Genomic DNA, 18261 nt, shown 5'->3' with positions numbered 1-18261 from the left:
TAGCAATCAAGACGTTTAGACGTCCGTAGCCATCAGGAAACAAGACGGAATGACAGAAAACCCGCAATTATCTGCCCTATTGGCCGCCTGCCACTGGATCGGTGAGAAAGGCTGGTGCCCGGCAACCGGCGGCAATATGTCGCTGCGCCTTGATACCCAATATTGCCTGGTGACCGAGTCCGGCAAAGACAAGGGCAGCCTGAGCGAACAGGATTTATTGCTGGTGGAAACGGCAAACAATCATGTACCCAGCGGCCGTACGCCTTCGGCGGAAACCGGCCTGCACACGTTGATCTACCGCCTCTATCCCACCGTCGGTGCCATCCTGCATACCCATTCGGTCAATGCGACCGTGCTTTCCCGCGTGGAGAAAAGTGAAGCGCTGGTGCTGCAAGGGTATGAAATGCAGAAATCCCTCAGCGGGCAGAAGAGCCATCTCGACAGCGTCAGCATCCCCATTTTTGATAACGACCAGGATATTCCGGCGCTGGCTGCGCGTGTTGCCGCATATGCCGAGGTAACGCCCTTGCAGTACGGTTTTCTGGTGCGCGGCCACGGCTTGTATTGCTGGGGCAAACAGGTGGAGGAAGCGCGCCGCCACCTTGAAGGGCTGGAGTTCCTGTTCCAGTGCGAACTGCAACGCCGTTTACTGGAGGCCAAATGATCCGTGCCATCGTCACCGATATTGAAGGCACCACCAGCGATATCCGTTTTGTGCATCAGGTGCTGTTCCCCTATGCCCGTGAGCGGCTGGGGGAGTTTATCCGCAGCCATGCCAACGATGCCGAGGTTGCGGCTCCGTTGGCGGCATTGCGTACAGAGATCGCGCAGCCGGATGCTGATAATGAGCTGCTTATTACCACCCTTTATCGCTTTATGGATGAAGATCGCAAATCGACCGCGTTGAAAGCCTTGCAGGGCATCATCTGGCGCAGCGGTTACCTGAACGGCGATTTTCAGGGGCATCTCTACCCGGAGGTGGCCGAACAGCTGGCCGCTTGGCAGCAGCAAGGATTGAAACTGTTCGTCTATTCTTCCGGCTCGGTTGAAGCGCAAAAGCTGCTGTTTGGTTACAGCGATGCGGGCGATCTGCAACCGCTGTTCAGTGGTTATTTTGATACGCACGTGGGGGCCAAGCGTGAAAGCCAGTCGTATCAGAATATCGCTAAGGCTATTGGCCTGGAGCCAACTGAACTGTTGTTCCTGTCCGATATCCATCAGGAACTGGACGCGGCGCGGCTGGCGGGTTGGCACACTTGCCAACTGATCCGTGACGCTGCCGATCCACAAAGCCAGCACCGGCAGGTTAACCGTTTTGATCACATCGAGTTAGGGGAGTTTGTCTAATGAGTGGATTGACCATTTTTAGCGATAAGGAGCCGCAGCAGCCGTTATGGCAGAGCCAGGATGCGCAGGCTATCCAGCAGCAGTTGGCGCAGATTGGTGTACGTTTTGAGCGCTGGCAGGCCGATCGTGAGTTGGGCGAGAGCCCACAGCCAGAAGCGGTGATTGCCGCCTATCAGCATGAGATCGACCGGCTGGTGGCGGAAAAGGGCTACCAGAGCTGGGATGTGATCAGCATGCGTCCGGACAACGCCCAGCGTGAAGTGCTGCGGGAAAAATTCCTGGCCGAGCATACTCATGGCGAGGATGAAGTGCGTTTCTTTGTTGAAGGGGCGGGGCTGTTTTGCCTGCATCTGGAAGGCAAAATCTTCCAAATCCTGTGCGAGAAGAACGACCTGATCTCGGTGCCGGCCAATACCCGCCACTGGTTTGATATGGGCTCGGCCCCCAACTTTACCGCTATCCGCGTATTTGATAATCCGGAAGGTTGGGTGGCCCATTTCACCGGCGACAAAATTGCCGAGGCATATCCAAAGCTAGATTGAGGGGCAAAAGGTTATGCCAATGCCTGCTGGAAAATACCGTCGGCAACCTGCTCTGGCGTAATGACGCCGCTATCCAACACCCAGCCGCTGATTAATGCTGCTGGAGTGACATCGAATGCCGGGTTGTAGGTTGGCGCATTGAGCGGTGCCCACTGGCAGGAACCAAAGCTACCGCTGACCCCCGTCACTTCCTCTGCCGCGCGCTGTTCGATAGGAATGGCCGCGCCGTTCGGGCAATGAGGATCGTGCGTGGTGTGTGGGGCGGCCACGTAAAACGGAATACGGTGGTAATGGGCCAGCACCGCCAGGCTGTAAGTGCCGATTTTATTGGCCACGTCACCGTTGGCCGCAATGCGGTCTGCGCCTACCCAGACGGCATCGACCTGGCCCGTAGCCATCAGGCTGGCGGCCATGGAATCGCAGATCAAGCGGTAAGGAATGCCCAGCTCACCCAGTTCCCAGGCGGTAAGGCGGCCCCCTTGCAGCAACGGACGAGTTTCATCGACCCAAACCTGGGCGATCTTGCCTTGCTGATGCGCTCGCAATAGAACGCCAATCGCCGTGCCCACGCCCGCCGTCGCTAGTCCCCCGGTGTTGCAATGGGTGAGCAGGCGACTGCCCGGTTTCACCCACTCGGCCCCGTTATCGGCGATGCGATCGCACAGAGTCCGATCTTCCTCTACCAGGCGCAGTGCTTCCTCACTCATCGCGCTCACCCAATCCGGTTGTGCCAAAGCCTGCTTCATACGATCCAGATTGTTCATGAGGTTCACCGCCGTCGGGCGTGAGGCGCGTAGCGTCTGTAATGCCTGCTCCAACTCAGCCTGCGACAGGCCACGCTCGGCCAACAGGGCGAGCAGCAGGCTGGCAGACAGCCCGATCAACGGTGCGCCACGCACCCGCAGGGCGCGGATATGCCCAACCAATTCGTCCACGCTGTCGCAGGGCAGCCAGCACTTTTCCTGCGGCAAAGCTTGCTGGTCGAGGATCTGGAGGCGGTTGTCTTGCAGGCTCAGGCTGGTGGTGTTAAGTGCTTGCATCAGTGGTTAAATCCTTGTGTGTTTCTTATTGCATCTGTGAACCCATTCTGCCAACATGACATCCGGATGTATAGACGTCCAAACGCTTTTGCGGCTAAAAATAAAAAAATCATCGCTATGGGAAACAACAGAGGGGTTGGGGGATGTCACAATATCGTACGTTTACTGCTGCTGATGCCGTTGAATACGCGCGCCAATATGGGCAACTGGCCGATCCACAGGTGCTGGTGAGCGCCGACGAGATCGGCGATGGCAATCTGAACCTGGTGTTTAAAATCCGTGATGCTGACGGCGTCAGCCGGGTGATTGTCAAACAGGCGCTGCCGTACGTACGTTGCGTGGGGGAGTCCTGGCCGCTGACGCTGGATCGGGCGCGTATCGAAGCGGAAACGCTGCTGATCCATGGGGCGCTCTGCCCGCGCCACACGGTGCAGGTGCTGCATCACGATCCTGAGCTGGCGGTGATGGTGCAGGAAGATCTCTCTGATCATCACATCTGGCGCAGCGAGCTGGTGAAAGGGCGTTACTACCCGCTGGCTGCCGGGCAACTGGCGGAATACCTGGCGCAAACTCTGTTTCACACCTCTGATTTTTACCAGACCGCACAGCTGAAAAAGGCCGAAGTCAGCCGTTTCAGTAACCCGGAGCTGTGCCAGATCACCGAAGATCTGTTTTTCAGCGATCCCTACCAGGATCATGAGCGTAATCAGTTTGACGAGGCGCTGTTGCCGCAGGTGCTGGCGCTGCGTGATGACGCGGCGCTGAAGTTGGCGGTAGCCGGGCTGAAGCATCGCTTCCTGAGCAAAGCCGAGGCGTTGCTGCACGGTGATATTCACAGCGGTTCGATCTTTGTCGCGGAAGGCAAGCTGAAGGCGATCGACGCCGAGTTCGGCTTCTACGGGCCGATCGGCTTTGATATTGGCACTGCGCTGGGTAATCTGCTGCTGAACTATTGCGGTTTGCCGGGTTTGTTTGGCCCGCGTGATGCAGCGGCTGGGCGTGAGCAGCGGTTGCAGGATGTGCGTGAGCTGTGGCTGATCTTTGCCGATCGCTTTCTGGCGTTGTGCCATCAACATAGCCGTGACGCAACGCTGGCGCTGCCGGGCTATGCCGAGCAGTTCCTGCAACAGGTTTGGACGGATGCGGTGGGTTACTGCGGTACGGAGCTGATACGCCGTACTATCGGGCTGGCGCACGTGGCCGATCTGGACAGCATCACCGATGCGGAAATGCGTGCCGAGTGTCAGCGCAACGCCCTCAATCTGGGCCGCGCGCTGATCGTCAACGCGCCGCACATAGAACACATCGATGCCTTGCTGGCGCGTATCCGCCAACATGGCTGAGCCAATCTGAATCTGCAATGAAAAAGGGGCGATCCTTAACGGTATCGCCCCTTTGGTATTTACAGCCGCTGAACGTTATGCGGCTTCAGTCTGCTTCTGGCGTTTTTCCAGCTTTACTGGCTTTACCGGCTGCTGCGCCGCCAGCGCATCTGGCGCAAAGTCATCGACGTTGATTGAACGTAGACGGCTCTCTTCCGCTTTCACCAGGATCTTGGCTTCGTCGGCGCTGATTTTGCCTTCATCCAGTGCACGCTGTGCCAGACGATCCAGACGGGTGAACGGCAGGTTCTTACCGGCTTGCTTGCACAGGCGCTGGTGGATAGGTTCTGCGGCAATCACGTCCAGCAACGCGGCTTCCAGCAGGCCAACCGGGTTATGCTCGCTTGGCGTCAGGTATTGGCCACGGCCAAGGCGGCTACGGGTGGCTGAAGGCTGTTGGATAATCTTCGCCAACTGGTGGTCCAGCTTATCTGAAGGTGCGGTATGCACACGGCCGAATGGGAACACCACCAAGCGCATCACCCCGGCGATAAAGCGGTTAGGGAAGTTGCGCAGCAAATCGTCCAGCGCTTGCTCTGCCTGGTTCAGGCTGTCTTGCACGCCCCAGTGAACCAGTGGCAGATCTTCTTTCTGACGCCCTTCATCTTCAAAACGTTTCAGCGTGGCCGAGGCCAGGTACATCTGGCTCAGCACGTCACCCAGACGGGCAGAGATACGCTCGCGGCGCTTCAGGCTGCCGCCCAGCACGCCCATGGAAACGTCAGACAGCAACGCCAGGTTGGCGCTCAGACGGTTGAGCTGCTGATAGTAGCGGCGTGTAGCGTCTTTGGTTGGCGTGCTGCTGGTGCGGCCATTGGTCAGGCCAAGCCACAGGCTGCGCATTTTGCTGCTGCCGACGTGGCCGAGGTGGCCAAACAGCGCCTGGTCGAAGCTGTGCAGATCGTTGTTCTGCGCGGCTGCCATTTCGGTCAGTACATAAGGATGGCAGCGGATCGCCCCCTGGCCGAAGATCATCATGGTACGGGTCAGGATATTGGCACCTTCTACCGTGATGGCGATAGGCGCGCCCTGGTAGGCACGGGCCAGGAAGTTGGCTTCGCCCAGCATGATGCCTTTACCGCCGGTGATATCCATCGCATCAATGATGGCCTGCTGGCCACGGTGGGTACAATGGTATTTCACGATGGCGGACAGCACCGCAGGTTTTTCGCCCTGCATCAACGCATAGGTGATCAACGAGGCGGCGGCATCCATCACGTAGGTGTTACCGGCAATACGTGCCAGCGGTTCTTCAATCCCTTCCATCTTACCGATAGAGATTTTGAACTGGCGGCGAATATGGGCGTAAGCACCGGTCGCCAAAGCCACCGATTTCAGGCTGCCGGTAGAGTTGGACGGCAGAGTGATACCACGGCCAACCGACAGGCATTCAACCAGCATCCGCCAGCCTTGACCGGCCATTTTTGGCCCGCCAATGATGTAATCGATCGGCACGAACACGTCGTTGCCGCGGGTTGGGCCATTCTGGAACGGCACGTTGAGCGGGAAGTGACGGTTACCGATCTCCACCCCTGGGGTGTTGGTTGGGATCAACGCACAGGTGATACCGGGGGATTCGTTATCGCTCAGCAGGCGGCTTGGGTCATGCAGCTTGAAGGCCAGCCCCAGTACGGTGGCAATCGGCGCCAGGGTAATGTAGCGCTTGTTCCAGGTCAGGCGCATGCCCAGCACCTGTTTGCCTTGCCATTCGCCCATGCACACGGTGCCTACGTCCGGGATGGCCCCAGCGTCGGAACCTGCTTCTGGGCTGGTCAGGGCGAAACAAGGAATTTCGTCGCCGCGCGCCAGGCCTGGCAGATAGTGATCTTTCTGTTCTTCAGTGCCGTAATGTTGCAGCAGTTCGCCTGGGCCGAGGGAGTTAGGCACGCCGACGGTGATCGCCAGAATACCTGAGACACCCGCCAGTTTTTGCAGGACGCGGGCCTGAGCATAAGGGGAGAATTCCAGCCCGCCGTACTCTTTCTTGATGATCATCGCAAAGAAGCGGTGCTCTTTCAGATAGGCCCACAGCTCCGGCGGCAGATCGGCCAGTTCGTGGGTGATCTCGAAGTCATTGGCCATGCGGCAGGCTTCTTCTACCGGGCCGTCGATAAAGGCTTGCTCTTCTTCCGTCAGCTTAGGCTGCGGATAGTTGTGCAGCTTGTTCCAATCCGGTTGGCCGCGGAACAGATCGCCTTCCCACCAGGTGGTCCCGGCGTCGATGGCTTCTTTTTCCGTGGTGGACATTGGCGGCATCACTTTGCGGAAAGCGCGCAGTGCAGGGGCAGAAAGCAGCGAGCGGCGCAGCGAAACGATGTTCAGCGGCAGCAGCACGATTGCCAGCGGTACCAGCATCCAGTAGGTCCAGAGGCCGATAGCGCCCATGGCCGCAGTAAAGGCCAACAGCAGCAGACTGCTGAGAGCCAGGTTCACTCGGTGATAAAACACCACACCAATGAGTGCGAGTAGAACAACGATACTAAGAACCATCATAAGAAGCTCCGAAGTAGTAAGAGGTCTGACCTGTTGTGTATATCTAATGGTTTTAGTCCATACCACTTTTTTTATCAATGTATTTACACTTTAATTACAACTTAAGTCACAAACTGACAGCATCAATTGTCAAAAAATCGCCGGGTCGGTTCACACTAGCGCTGTTTGCTTCGCAACGCTTCTAGGTTTTTCTGCAATCCGTTACACTGCAAGACGAAAGATTGACGATGCCACCGCACAACTTGAGGCGATCTCTATGTACCACGATTTAATTCGCAGTGAACTGAATGAAGCGGCTGATACTCTGGCGAAATTCCTCAGCGATGACGCCAACATTGATACCATCCAACGCGCGGCAGTGCTGCTGGCGGATTCCTTTAAAGCCGGCGGGAAAGTGATCTCCTGCGGTAACGGTGGCTCGCATTGCGATGCGATGCACTTCGCTGAAGAGCTGACTGGCCGCTACCGTGAGAATCGCCCGGGCTATCCGGCCATCGCGATTTCTGACGTTAGCCATCTGTCCTGCGTCAGCAACGATTTTGGCTATGAATACGTGTTTTCCCGCTATGTGGAATCCGTAGGCCGCGAAGGCGACGTGCTGTTGGGGATCTCCACCTCCGGCAACTCTGGCAACATCATCAAAGCCATTGAAGCGGCCCGTGCCAAGGGGATGAAAGTGATCACCCTGACCGGCAAAGACGGTGGCAAAATGGCCGGTAGCGCCGACGTGGAAATCCGCGTACCGCACTTTGGCTATGCCGACCGTATCCAGGAAATCCATATCAAAGCGATCCACATCTTGATCCTGTTGATCGAAAAAGAGATGGTTAAGGCTTAATAGCGAGATCAGCATTAAATATAGGGCGTGGCTTAAAGCTGCGCCCTTATACCAATGTCAGTAGTCCTCAAGGGGTGGCAATCGATGTGTGAACTGCTCGGGATGAGCGCCAACGTACCAACCGACATCTGCTTTAGCTTTACCGGGCTGGTACAGCGCGGTGGCCGAACCGGGCCACATAAAGATGGCTGGGGCATTACCTTCTATGAAGGCAACGGTTGTCGCACATTCAAGGATCCCCAACCCAGCTTTAATTCACCTATTGCCCGCCTGGTGCAGGAATACCCGATCAAGTCCTGTGCCGTGGTCTCCCACATCCGCCAGGCTAATCGCGGTGAGGTGGCGCTGGAAAATACCCATCCCTTTACCCGTGAGCTGTGGGGCCGCAACTGGACTTACGCTCACAATGGGCAGCTGAAAGGCTATCGCCAACTGGCGACCGGCAACTTCCGCCCGGTAGGGCAGACCGACAGTGAATATGCCTTCTGCTGGCTGTTACACCAGTTGGCGCTGAAATACCCACGCACTCCCAGCAACTGGCCAGCCGTATTTCGCTATATCGCGTTATTGGCCGACCGGCTCAGAGAGAAAGGGGTATTTAATATGCTGTTGTCAGATGGGCGCTTTGTGATGGCCTATTGCTCCACCAACCTTTACTGGATCACCCGGCGAGCACCGTTTGGCAAAGCCACCTTGCTCGATCAGGACGTAGAGATTGATTTTCAGCGGCAGACCACGCCGGATGACGTGGTCACGGTGATTGCGACCCAACCGCTGACGGGCAATGAAACCTGGCACAAGATTGCACCAGGCGAGTTTGCGTTATTTCACTACGGTGAGCGGCTGGCTGCGGGCGAACGGGTTGTTGCTGGTCTCAATCGTTGAGGCGTACTGCGTTGGTTGACCGCTGCCAATCACCGGCTGTGCCAACACATATTGGCCGTTGGCCACGTTAACCAGCGGCGGCTGACGGTTTTTGACGAAGTAGTCATAGCCCGGTTTCAACTGACGCCAGAAGCTGATGTAGGTTGAAGAGCGGTGGCGTTGCAGGTTCTGTTCGGTCATGCGGAACGGATAAATGCTGATGTCCACCCGGTTTTGCCCATGGGCAAACGCCGCCTCAACGTAACGATAGATATCGTCCATATAGGCGTTGGTCATCGCGTAGCAACCAATCGATTTGCATTCCCCGTGGATCATCAGATAGGCACCGGAATATCCCTGCGCTTTATCGTAATCATTCGGGAAACCGATATTGATGGCGCGATAATATTTGCTGTCTGGTTTCAGATGGCGGGTGTCGACGCTATAAAAACCTTCCGGGCTTTTAAAATCCCCTTCACGGCGCTTCGGGCCAAGCCCTCCGGAGAAGTTACAGATAGAGAAGCTATTCACCAGGCGGAATTCGTTGCCCATCTTGGCGTACAACTCCAGCTTGCGCTCTTCTTTGAATATCTGGATATAGACCGGTGAACCTAATAACTGCTGTGCAACCAAAGGGGACTGGGGAGCCGGGGCGGGCTCACTGGCGCTGCACGCCGTGATCAGCGGCGTACAAAATAGCATCGCAAACAACAGCGCGATTTTGCTCATTCTTAATTTATCCTGCTTATTTATTTTTAGAACGCAGCCAGCGTGCCACTGACGGGGTTTGTGTATTAACCCCGTCAGATTACCAGCGTGTTATTTTTTAGCAATATGCGAAGTGTATAAAAAAACTACAACCATCGGTAAAAGTGAAGTGACCCCAAGTTTTTAACGAGTAGTGTCAAGAGATAACAGGCGTTTAATTGCATTTCCTCGACTCAGGTCACTAGATAGCACGGAAAAATTCCGTCGAAAATGTTAATATCTTGCCCATGCTGCATCGTTATTAATCGGTAATCAGTACAGGGATATTGTGTGAAATAGCAACAATTCCGCCATCGTTGATAGCAATGTTTTAACAATATGCGGTATTGGCTTAATCATTGGCCTGGATGTCGGCGGTCAGTGTGAATATTCAAGTTGGGCATGAGGTCATCGTGTTCATCCGGAGGGGGCTAGGCCACCTCATCATCCTGCATGCTTTGTGCCTGCCTCTGGGTTGGTTGGGCGTGTGAAAATTCAAAACATCGTATAAATCCTATGATCAAAATAAAAAAAGGGTTAGATCTGCCAATCGCTGGGGCGCCTTCGCAGGCGATCCAGGATGGCCCAGCGGTCACGCAAGTGGCGCTGCTCGGTCAGGAATATGTTGGTATGCGCCCCTCCATGTTGGTACAGGTTGGCGATCGCGTTAAAAAAGGCCAGGCGCTGTTTGAAGACAAGAAGATCCCTGGGGTTTTCTTCACGGCACCGGCCAGCGGGCAGATCGCCGCTATCAATCGCGGTGAACGCCGCATGCTGCAATCGGTGGTGATTGACATCGAAAACGGTGGCGAAGAGCAGGTGGAACTGGCCTATTATCAGCAGGCCGATTTGCCGATGCTGGAGCGCCAACAGGTTGAAAGCGATCTGATCGCCAGCGGCCTGTGGACCGCACTGCGTACTCGCCCATTTAGCAAAACCCCTCGTCCAGGCACCTCACCGCGCGCTATTTTCGTCAGCGCTATCGATACTCAGCCGCTGGCAGCGGATCCGTTGGTGATTATCAACGAGCAATTGGCGGCATTTAATGCCGGGCTGACGGTATTGGCACGCCTGACAGACGGCAAGGTACATGTTTGCCACGCAGCGGGTACGCGGCTGGATACGGCTGCCGGCGCGCAGATTGATTACAACGAGTTTGCCGGCCCGCACCCTGCGGGGCTGGTGGGCACGCATATTCACTTTCTGGAGCCGGTCAGCCTGAAGAAGACCGTTTGGCATATCGGTTATCAGGATGTGATCGCCATCGGCACCCTGTTTACTACCGGCAAGCTGGATACCCAGCGCGTGGTCGCCTTGGCGGGGCCACAGGTGGAACAGCCGGTGCTGCTGCGCACCCGTTTAGGGGCTAGCCTGGATCAACTGACGGCGGGCCGCCTGAAGGCCGGTGAGAACCGGGTAATTTCCGGCTCGGTGCTGAGCGGTTTCCATGCCAGCGACCCGAGTGCCTGGCTTGGTCGTTTCCACAACCAGGTTTCGGTATTGCTGGAAGGCCGGGAGAAAGAGCTGTTCGGCTGGATCACTCCAGCATCGGACAAGTTCTCCATCACCCGTACCACGCTGGGCCATTTCCTCAAGCACAAGCTGTTCGCTTTCTCCACTACCACCAACGGCGGTGAGCGTTCGATGGTGCCGATCGGCAATTACGAGCGGGTGATGCCGCTGGATATTCTGCCGACCCATCTGCTGCGCGATCTGCTGGCGGGCGATACGGACAGTGCCCAGGCGCTGGGCTGTCTGGAGCTGGATGAAGAAGATCTGGCGTTGTGTACCTTCGTTTGCCCCGGCAAGTATGAATATGGCCCGGTGCTGCGCGAAGTGCTGACCAAGATTGAGCAGGAAGGATAACCGATGGGCCTGAAGAATTTTTTTGACAAGATTGAGCATCACTTCACGCCGGGCGGCAAGCTGGAAAAGTGGTACCCGCTGTTTGAAGCAACGGCGACGGTGTTCTACACCCCCGGCACGGTAACGCGCGGGGCTTCGCACGTACGTGATGCCATCGATCTCAAGCGCATGATGATCCTGGTGTGGCTGGCGGTGTTCCCGGCCATGTTCTGGGGCATGTATAACGTGGGCCAGCAGACCATTCCTGCACTGCACCATCTGTACAGCGGCGAGCAGCTGCAACAGGTGCTGGCGGGGGACTGGCATTACTGGCTGGCACAGATGCTTGGGGCAACGCTCGGCGCCGATGCTGGCTGGATCAGCAAGATGGTGCTCGGTGCCACCTACTTCGTGCCGATCTACGCCGTGGTATTTCTGGTGGGCGGCTTCTGGGAAGTGGTGTTTGCGATGGTACGCAAACATGAGATCAACGAAGGCTTCTTCGTCACCTCCATTCTGTTCGCCCTGATTGTGCCGCCAACTATGCCGTTATGGCAGGCCGCGCTGGGCATCAGCTTTGGTGTGGTGGTCGCCAAGGAGATCTTCGGCGGTACCGGGCGTAACTTCCTCAACCCGGCGTTGGCGGGGCGAGCCTTCCTGTTCTTTGCCTATCCGGCGCAGATTTCCGGCGATTTGGTGTGGACCGCGGCAGACGGCTTTTCCGGTGCGACACCGTTGGCGCAATGGAGCGTCGGCGGTGTTCACAGCCTGACCAACGTCACCACCGGCCAGTCCATCAGTTGGATGGACGCATTTATCGGTAACATCCCTGGCTCGATCGGGGAAGTCTCAACCCTGATGATCCTGCTGGGCGGGGCAATTATCCTGTTTGGCCGCGTCGCTTCCTGGCGCATCGTGGCTGGCGTGATGATCGGCATGATCGCCACGGCGTATCTGTTCAATGCCATCGGCTCAACCACCAACCCGATGTTCGCCATGCCTTGGTACTGGCATCTGGTGCTGGGCGGCTTTGCCTTCGGTATGGTGTTTATGGCTACCGACCCGGTTTCCGCCTCGTTTACCAACAAAGGGAAGTGGTGGTACGGCATCCTGATCGGCGTGATGTGCGTGCTGATCCGGGTGGTCAACCCGGCCTATCCGGAAGGCATGATGCTGGCGATCCTGTTCGCCAACCTGTTCGCACCGCTGTTCGATTACCTGGTGGTGCAGGCCAACATCAAGCGGAGAAAAGCACGTGGCGAATGAATCTAAAAATGACAGCATTGGCAAAACGCTGCTGGTCGTGCTGCTGCTGTGTCTGGTGTGTTCTGTGGTGGTCGCGGGTTCCGCTGTTGGGTTGCAATCCAAACAGCAGGAACAGCGGTTGCTGGATAAGCAGCGCAACATCCTGGACGTAGCCGGTTTACTGCAACCGGGGATGACTGGCGAACAGGTGAAAGCCACCTTTAGCAAGCGCATTGAACCGCGTTTGCTGGATCTGGACAGCGGTGAGTTTGTGCCTGGCGATGCGGGCGCCTTCGATCTGGCCGCCGCGCTACGCAGCGATGCCAAGAGCCGGGCGTTGAGCCCCGAGCAGGATCTGGCCGGTATCCGCCGCCGTAGCAATCAGGCGGAAATCTACCTGGTGCGCGACGAAAGCGGCGCGGTGGACAAGATTGTGCTGCCGGTTTACGGCACTGGCCTATGGTCGATGATGTACGCCTTTGTCGCGTTGGATGCCGATGGCAATACGGTGCGCGGGCTGAGTTTTTACGAACACGGCGAAACCCCGGGGCTGGGCGGCGAGATCCAGAACGCCAGCTGGCGCGCGCAGTGGATCGGTAAGCAGCTGTTTGATGACAACGGCAACCCGGCTATCCGCATTGTGAAGGGCGGAGCGCGGCAAGGGGATATCCACGGTGTGGATGGCCTGTCCGGCGCGACGCTGACCGCTAACGGCGTACAGCATACGTTTAATTTCTGGTTGGGCGAGCACGGCTTTGGCCCATTCCTGCAGAAAGTTCGTGAAGGAGCGCTGAAAAATGGCTGATTCCAAAGAGGTTAAACGGGTCCTGCTAGGGCCGCTGTTTGACAACAACCCGATCGCGCTGCAGGTGCTTGGCGTCTGCTCGGCGCTGGCGGTGACCACCAAGCTGGAAACGGCGGTGGTAATGACGATTGCGGTCACCCTGGTCACCGCGTTTTCCAGCTTCTTTATTTCGCTGATCCGCCACCATATCCCCAACAGCGTGCGCATCATTGTGCAGATGACGATCATCGCCTCGCTGGTGATCGTGGTCGATCAGTTGCTGCGTGCCTATGCGTTTGAAATCTCCAAACAGCTTTCGGTGTTCGTCGGGCTGATCATCACCAACTGTATCGTGATGGGCCGCGCCGAGGCGTACGCCATGAAGTCGCCGCCGATTGAGAGCTTTATGGACGGTATCGGCAACGGGCTGGGCTATGGCGTGATCCTGATCCTGGTGGGCTTCCTGCGCGAGCTGGTCGGCTCGGGCAAGCTGTTTGGCATTACGGTGCTGGAAACGGTGCAGAACGGCGGCTGGTATCAGCCCAACGGCCTGTTCCTGCTGGCGCCGAGTGCGTTCTTTATCATCGGCCTGCTGATTTGGGGACTGCGTTCCCTCAAGCCAGCGCAGATAGAAAAGGAGTAACCGCCGATGGCTCACTATATCAGCCTGTTTGTGCGTGCGGTGTTCGTTGAGAACATGGCGCTGGCGTTCTTCCTGGGGATGTGTACCTTCCTGGCGGTGTCGAAGAAGGTCTCCACCTCGTTTGGCTTGGGGATTGCCGTGACGCTGGTGCTGGGTATCTCGGTACCGGTCAACAACCTGGTCTATAACCTGATCCTGCGTGACGGGGCGCTGGTGGAAGGCGTCGATCTGAGCTTCCTCAACTTCATCACCTTTATCGGCGTGATTGCGGCGCTGGTGCAGATCCTGGAGATGATCCTCGATCGCTTCTTCCCGGCGCTCTACAACGCCCTGGGGATCTTCCTGCCGTTGATCACGGTGAACTGTGCCATCTTCGGCGGCGTGTCGTTCATGGTGCAGCGTGATTACAACTTTATGGAATCCGTGGTGTATGGCTTTGGCTCCGGCACCGGCTGGATGTTGGCGATTGTTGCCATGGCGGGGATCCGTGAAAAACTGAAGTATGCCGATGTGCCAGCCGGGTTGCGTGGCCTGGGCATTACCTTTATTACCACCGGATTGATGGCATTGGGCTTTATGTCGTTCTCCGGCGTCCAGTTGTAAAGGCAGGAAGCATTTATGGAAATTATTTTAGGCGTGGTGATGTTTACCTGCATCGTGATGGTGCTGGCGTTACTGATCCTGTTTGCCAAATCCAAGTTGGTGAACACCGGTGACATTGCCGTTGAGGTTAACGGCGATCAAGACAAAAGTTTTACCGCCCCAGCGGGGGACAAGCTGCTGAACATGCTGTCCAGCCAGGGGATCTTTGTTTCCTCGGCCTGTGGCGGCGGCGGTTCCTGCGGCCAGTGCCGGGTGGTGATCAAAGAGGGCGGCGGCGATATTCTGCCAACCGAGCTTTCCCATATCAGCAAGCGTGAAGCCAAAGAGGGCTGCCGCCTGGCGTGCCAGGTTAACGTGAAGCAGAACCTGAAAATCGAGCTGCCGGAAGAGATCTTCGGCGTGAAGAAATGGGACTGCGAGGTGATCTCCAACGATAACAAAGCCACCTTTATCAAAGAGCTGAAACTACGCATTCCGGATGGGGAAGATGTACCTTTCCGCGCTGGCGGCTTTATCCAGATCGAAGCGCCCGAGCATGAAGTCAGCTATGCCGATTTCGACGTGCCGCAGGAATACCGTGGCGACTGGGATAAATTCAATCTGTTCCGCTACCGTTCGGTAGTCAAAGAGCCGACGGTACGCGCCTATTCAATGGCCAACTATCCCGATGAGAAAGGCATCATCATGCTCAACGTGCGTATCGCTACGCCACCACCGAGCAACCCGGACGTGCCGCCGGGCATTATGTCTTCCTATATCTGGTCGCTGAAGGCGGGGGATAAGGTGACCATCTCCGGGCCGTTTGGCGAGTTCTTTGCCAAAGACACCGACGCCGAGATGATCTTTATCGGTGGCGGGGCCGGGATGGCGCCGATGCGTTCCCACATCTTCGATCAGTTGAAGCGCCTGAAGTCGAAGCGCAAAATCACCTTCTGGTACGGTGCACGTTCCTTGCGCGAGATGTTCTACGAGGACGACTTCAACCACCTGCAGGAAGAGAATGAAAACTTCACCTGGCATGTGGCGCTCTCCGATCCGCAGCCGGAAGATAACTGGACGGGCTACACTGGCTTTATTCATAATGTCCTGCTGGAGAATTATCTGCGTAACCATCCAGCGCCGGAAGATTGTGAATTCTATATGTGTGGGCCGCCGATGATGAACGCGGCGGTGATCAAGATGCTGAAGGACTTGGGCGTGGAAGATGAAAACATCATGCTCGATGACTTTGGCGGATAAATGCGAGCAGCAGGCGGCGATGGAATGAAGGCTTGGATGATGGTGGCGGCACTGGCTGCCACGGTATTGCTGACCGGTTGTAAACCGCAGCAGGAAAACCTGCGTGGCAAAACCATGGGGACGTCGTACTCGATCAGTTATCTCCCTGGGGACGGAACGCCTTCGGTGGCAACGCTGCAAGCGGAGATCGACAAACAGCTGGTGCAGGTCAACGATCAGATGTCGACCTATCAACCTGATTCCGAGCTGAGCCGCTTTAACGCCAGCCGGGAAGTGGACAAGCCTTTCCCGGTTTCTGCTGCCACCACGGAAGTGGTGCTGGAAGCGCTGCGCATCAACCGTGTGACCGACGGCGCGCTGGACGTGACCGTCGGGCCGCTGGTGAACCTCTGGGGGTTTGGCCCGGAAGGGCGGTCGGATAAAGTGCCGAGCGCCACCGAGCTGGAACAGCGCCGCAACTGGACGGGGATCGACAAGCTGGCGGTGGAAGGCAATGCGCTGGTGAAACGCATTCCTGAACTGTATGTCGACCTTTCTTCCATTGCCAAAGGCTACGGCGTTGATGTGGTTGCCCATTACCTGCAATCGCAGCACGTCAAAAACTACATGGTTGATATTGGCGGGGAGGTTCGTACCCGTGGCCATAATGGCGAGAAGAAGCCTTGGCGCATTGCCATCGAACGGCCAATCGCCGGGGGGGAGCAGCAGGCGCAACTGGTGATAGAACCGGGTGAGATGGCGATGGCCACCTCCGGGGATTACCGAAACTACTTCGAGCAGGACGGAGTGCGCTATTCTCATACTATCGACCCACTCACCGGTAAACCGATCCGCCACCATTTAGTGTCGATCACGGTGATCAGCCCGCTGTGTATGACGGCGGACGGGCTTTCTACCGGGTTAAACGTGATGGGGCCGGAGCGGGGTATGGCGCTGGCCAACCTGCTGGGGATCCCGGTGTTTATGATCGTGAAAACCGCCAAGGGGTTTGAGGAGCGCTATTCCGACGCGTTCAAACCCTATCTGAAGAAAGGGTAGACGTTATGTTGACGATGTTCGCTGCATCCTTTGTGCTGTTTCTGCTGGTGGTTGGCGGGATGTCGCTGGGCTATGTGTTCAAGCGCCAAACCTTGCAGGGCAGCTGTGGCGGCATTACCGCGCTGGGGATGGAGAAGGTCTGCGATTGCCCGGAGCCTTGCGATGCGCGCAAAAAGCGTATGGCGAAGGAAGCGCAACGCCGCGAGATGCTGGAAAAACACCGGATCCTCTAGCCGCTCGGGATTTCCTACACAGGGGCGCTGCACAGCCCCTCACCCCAACCCTCTCCCAATGTACATACCGAGTACCTCATGAACACTTGTTTGGGGGGAGGGGGGCTAGTCCGGAGTTGCGGTCAGGTGCGGGAGCTAATTTGTGGCACGTTCGGTCCCCTCTCCCTGTGGGAGAGGGTTAGGGTGAGGGGCGTCACTAGTCTACACTCTCCATATTGAGCTTTTAATAATTGGCTGTATACTTATACAGTGTTATTGGAGGCGCGATGCGTAAAATCATTCATGTCGATATGGACTGCTTCTTCGCAGCGGTAGAAATGCGCGACAACCCCAGCCTGCGCGATATCCCGCTGGCTATCGGTGCCAGCGCCGATCGGCGTGGTGTGATCAGCACCGCCAACTACCCGGCGCGCCGTTATGGCGTGCATAGCGCCATGCCGACCGCCACGGCGCTCAAGCTGTGCCCGCACTTGACGCTATTACCAGGCCGCATGGCGGCCTATAAAGAAGCCTCGCAGCATATCCGTGAAATCTTTGCCCGCTATACCCCGCTGATAGAACCGCTCTCTCTGGATGAAGCCTATCTGGACGTGACCAACAGCACCCAATGCAACGGCTCCGCCACCCTGATTGCCCAACAGATCCGCCAGGAAATTGCTGCTGAATTGAACCTGACCGCCTCGGCGGGCATTGCCCCCATCAAATTCCTGGCCAAAATCGCCTCCGAGTTAAACAAGCCTAATGGCCAATACGTCATCACACCGGCGCAGGTACCCGCTTTCTTGCAGCAGCTGCCGCTGAGTAAAATCCCCGGCGTGGGCAAGGTCACCGCCAAACGGTTGGAAGAGGTGGGGCTAATCACCTGCGCCGATGTGCAGAACTATAATCTGGCCGATTTGTTAAAGCGCTTCGGCAAATTTGGCCGGGTGCTGTGGGAACGCTGCCAGGGTATCGATGAGCGTGAGGTGTCTCCCGATCGTTTACGCAAATCGGTAGGGGTTGAGCGAACGTTGGTGGCCGATATTCATGAGTGGGAAGATTGCGAGGCGTTGATCGTTGAAAAGCTCTATCCAGAGCTGGAAATGCGGCTGCGCAAGGTCAAACCGGATCTGCATATCGCCCGCCAAGGGGTAAAGCTGAAGTTCCAGGATTTCCAGCAAACCACCCAGGAGCACGTTTGGCCGATGCTCAATATTGAGGACTTGCTCAACGTGGCCCGCCAGGCGTGGCAGGAGCGGCGGGAAGGACGTGGTGTGCGCCTGGTTGGCCTACACGTCACGCTGCTCGATCCTCAGTTGGAACGGCAGTTGGTATTAACCTGGTGAAGCTAAAAACGAGCGCGTAACGCATAGGGCATTGCATACGCCCCGAGGTTGTG

General features: G+C 56.9%; 18 protein-coding genes. 15 read left to right on the top strand and 3 right to left on the bottom strand.

What is annotated here, in order from left to right; genetic code table 11:
* Positions 1-49 precede the first annotated feature (49 nt).
* The 3 genes from ACX9GU_RS21475 to ACX9GU_RS21465 are packed head-to-tail and all read left to right on the top strand — an operon-like array spanning position 50 to position 1889.
* The gene (locus ACX9GU_RS21475; protein ID WP_473192857.1) at positions 50-664 is read left to right on the top strand and encodes a methylthioribulose 1-phosphate dehydratase; all 615 of its coding nucleotides are present in this window, start codon (positions 50-52) and stop codon (positions 662-664) included.
* On the top strand, positions 661-1347 hold the full coding sequence (gene mtnC / locus ACX9GU_RS21470; RefSeq protein WP_473192856.1) for an acireductone synthase: 687 nt from the start codon (positions 661-663) through the stop codon (positions 1345-1347). Before ACX9GU_RS21475 ends, mtnC begins: the two co-directional genes overlap by 4 nt.
* On the top strand, positions 1347-1889 hold the full coding sequence (locus ACX9GU_RS21465) for a 1,2-dihydroxy-3-keto-5-methylthiopentene dioxygenase (protein ID WP_473192855.1): 543 nt from the start codon (positions 1347-1349) through the stop codon (positions 1887-1889). Before mtnC ends, ACX9GU_RS21465 begins: the two co-directional genes overlap by 1 nt.
* Positions 1890-1900: 11 nt before the next feature.
* Here the strand turns inward: ACX9GU_RS21465 and mtnA are convergent, their stop codons facing one another.
* Positions 1901-2929: an S-methyl-5-thioribose-1-phosphate isomerase gene (mtnA, locus tag ACX9GU_RS21460; RefSeq protein ID WP_473192854.1), complete on the bottom strand. Its 1029-nt coding sequence runs from the start codon at positions 2927-2929 to the stop codon at positions 1901-1903.
* A 143-nt stretch (positions 2930-3072) separates the two neighbouring features.
* Between mtnA and mtnK the strand changes: the two genes are divergently transcribed.
* Positions 3073-4272: an S-methyl-5-thioribose kinase gene (mtnK, locus tag ACX9GU_RS21455; RefSeq protein WP_473192853.1), complete on the top strand. Its 1200-nt coding sequence runs from the start codon at positions 3073-3075 to the stop codon at positions 4270-4272.
* Positions 4273-4347: 75 nt separating this feature from the next.
* Here mtnK and fadE read toward each other — a convergent pair whose 3' ends face one another.
* The gene (gene fadE / locus ACX9GU_RS21450; protein ID WP_037375284.1) at positions 4348-6804 is read right to left on the bottom strand and encodes an acyl-CoA dehydrogenase FadE; all 2457 of its coding nucleotides are present in this window, start codon (positions 6802-6804) and stop codon (positions 4348-4350) included.
* A 256-nt stretch (positions 6805-7060) separates the two neighbouring features.
* On the opposite strand from fadE, the gene lpcA reads away from it, so the two are divergent.
* Positions 7061-7642, top strand: coding sequence for a D-sedoheptulose 7-phosphate isomerase (lpcA, locus tag ACX9GU_RS21445; RefSeq protein WP_021181931.1), 582 nt, complete (start codon positions 7061-7063; stop codon positions 7640-7642).
* 84 nt (positions 7643-7726) lie between these two features.
* Positions 7727-8527 (top strand): class II glutamine amidotransferase, encoded by an 801-nt coding sequence (locus ACX9GU_RS21440; protein WP_024483642.1) that lies wholly within the window; start codon positions 7727-7729, stop codon positions 8525-8527.
* Here the strand turns inward: ACX9GU_RS21440 and dpaA are convergent.
* Positions 8465-9235 (bottom strand): peptidoglycan meso-diaminopimelic acid protein amidase, encoded by a 771-nt coding sequence (gene dpaA, locus ACX9GU_RS21435; RefSeq protein WP_473192852.1) that lies wholly within the window; start codon positions 9233-9235, stop codon positions 8465-8467. The genes ACX9GU_RS21440 and dpaA overlap by 63 nt on opposite strands.
* A 534-nt stretch (positions 9236-9769) precedes the next feature.
* Between dpaA and ACX9GU_RS21430 the strand changes: the two genes are divergently transcribed.
* From ACX9GU_RS21430 to dinB, 9 genes are all read left to right on the top strand, one after another.
* A complete protein-coding gene (locus ACX9GU_RS21430; RefSeq protein ID WP_473192851.1) occupies positions 9770-11119 on the top strand; it encodes a Na(+)-translocating NADH-quinone reductase subunit A in 1350 nt (449 codons plus the stop codon).
* A 3-nt stretch (positions 11120-11122) separates the two neighbouring features.
* On the top strand, positions 11123-12364 hold the full coding sequence (locus ACX9GU_RS21425; protein ID WP_429617445.1) for an NADH:ubiquinone reductase (Na(+)-transporting) subunit B: 1242 nt from the start codon (positions 11123-11125) through the stop codon (positions 12362-12364).
* The gene (locus tag ACX9GU_RS21420) at positions 12354-13148 is read left to right on the top strand and encodes a Na(+)-translocating NADH-quinone reductase subunit C (protein WP_473192850.1); all 795 of its coding nucleotides are present in this window, start codon (positions 12354-12356) and stop codon (positions 13146-13148) included. Before ACX9GU_RS21425 ends, ACX9GU_RS21420 begins: the two co-directional genes overlap by 11 nt.
* Positions 13141-13770: an NADH:ubiquinone reductase (Na(+)-transporting) subunit D gene (locus ACX9GU_RS21415; protein WP_021181926.1), complete on the top strand. Its 630-nt coding sequence runs from the start codon at positions 13141-13143 to the stop codon at positions 13768-13770. Before ACX9GU_RS21420 ends, ACX9GU_RS21415 begins: the two co-directional genes overlap by 8 nt.
* A 6-nt stretch (positions 13771-13776) precedes the next feature.
* Entirely contained in the window at positions 13777-14373 is a 597-nt protein-coding gene (gene nqrE / locus ACX9GU_RS21410) for an NADH:ubiquinone reductase (Na(+)-transporting) subunit E (RefSeq protein ID WP_021181925.1), read from the top strand.
* A 15-nt stretch (positions 14374-14388) separates the two neighbouring features.
* Complete coding sequence (gene nqrF / locus ACX9GU_RS21405; protein WP_024483648.1) at positions 14389-15612, top strand: NADH:ubiquinone reductase (Na(+)-transporting) subunit F; 1224 nt, start codon at positions 14389-14391, stop codon at positions 15610-15612.
* 24 nt (positions 15613-15636) lie between these two features.
* Positions 15637-16650 (top strand): FAD:protein FMN transferase, encoded by a 1014-nt coding sequence (locus tag ACX9GU_RS21400; RefSeq protein WP_473192849.1) that lies wholly within the window; start codon positions 15637-15639, stop codon positions 16648-16650.
* Between the two features lie 5 nt (positions 16651-16655).
* Positions 16656-16883 (top strand): (Na+)-NQR maturation NqrM, encoded by a 228-nt coding sequence (gene nqrM, locus ACX9GU_RS21395; protein WP_473192848.1) that lies wholly within the window; start codon positions 16656-16658, stop codon positions 16881-16883.
* 266 nt (positions 16884-17149) lie between these two features.
* Positions 17150-18208, top strand: a complete 1059-nt coding sequence (gene dinB, locus ACX9GU_RS21390) for a DNA polymerase IV (protein WP_473192847.1) — start codon at positions 17150-17152, stop codon at positions 18206-18208.
* Positions 18209-18261: the final 53 nt, after the last annotated feature.

The organism is Serratia sp. K1WW1 (genome assembly GCF_055790865.1).
Note: the sequence above shows the minus strand (reverse complement) of the source record. Positions and strands in the feature narration are given on the sequence as shown.

Coding starts and splice junctions, on each gene's coding strand:
- ACX9GU_RS21475 (WP_473192857.1), top strand. CDS start 50: ATGACAGAAAACCCGCAATTATCTGCCCTATTGGCCGCCTGCCACTGG.
- mtnC (WP_473192856.1), top strand. CDS start 661: ATGATCCGTGCCATCGTCACCGATATTGAAGGCACCACCAGCGATATC.
- ACX9GU_RS21465 (WP_473192855.1), top strand. CDS start 1,347: ATGAGTGGATTGACCATTTTTAGCGATAAGGAGCCGCAGCAGCCGTTA.
- mtnA (WP_473192854.1), bottom strand. CDS start 2,929: ATGCAAGCACTTAACACCACCAGCCTGAGCCTGCAAGACAACCGCCTC.
- mtnK (WP_473192853.1), top strand. CDS start 3,073: ATGTCACAATATCGTACGTTTACTGCTGCTGATGCCGTTGAATACGCG.
- fadE (WP_037375284.1), bottom strand. CDS start 6,804: ATGATGGTTCTTAGTATCGTTGTTCTACTCGCACTCATTGGTGTGGTG.
- lpcA (WP_021181931.1), top strand. CDS start 7,061: ATGTACCACGATTTAATTCGCAGTGAACTGAATGAAGCGGCTGATACT.
- ACX9GU_RS21440 (WP_024483642.1), top strand. CDS start 7,727: ATGTGTGAACTGCTCGGGATGAGCGCCAACGTACCAACCGACATCTGC.
- dpaA (WP_473192852.1), bottom strand. CDS start 9,235: ATGAGCAAAATCGCGCTGTTGTTTGCGATGCTATTTTGTACGCCGCTG.
- ACX9GU_RS21430 (WP_473192851.1), top strand. CDS start 9,770: ATGATCAAAATAAAAAAAGGGTTAGATCTGCCAATCGCTGGGGCGCCT.
- ACX9GU_RS21425 (WP_429617445.1), top strand. CDS start 11,123: ATGGGCCTGAAGAATTTTTTTGACAAGATTGAGCATCACTTCACGCCG.
- ACX9GU_RS21415 (WP_021181926.1), top strand. CDS start 13,141: ATGGCTGATTCCAAAGAGGTTAAACGGGTCCTGCTAGGGCCGCTGTTT.
- nqrE (WP_021181925.1), top strand. CDS start 13,777: ATGGCTCACTATATCAGCCTGTTTGTGCGTGCGGTGTTCGTTGAGAAC.
- nqrF (WP_024483648.1), top strand. CDS start 14,389: ATGGAAATTATTTTAGGCGTGGTGATGTTTACCTGCATCGTGATGGTG.
- ACX9GU_RS21400 (WP_473192849.1), top strand. CDS start 15,637: ATGAAGGCTTGGATGATGGTGGCGGCACTGGCTGCCACGGTATTGCTG.
- nqrM (WP_473192848.1), top strand. CDS start 16,656: ATGTTGACGATGTTCGCTGCATCCTTTGTGCTGTTTCTGCTGGTGGTT.
- dinB (WP_473192847.1), top strand. CDS start 17,150: ATGCGTAAAATCATTCATGTCGATATGGACTGCTTCTTCGCAGCGGTA.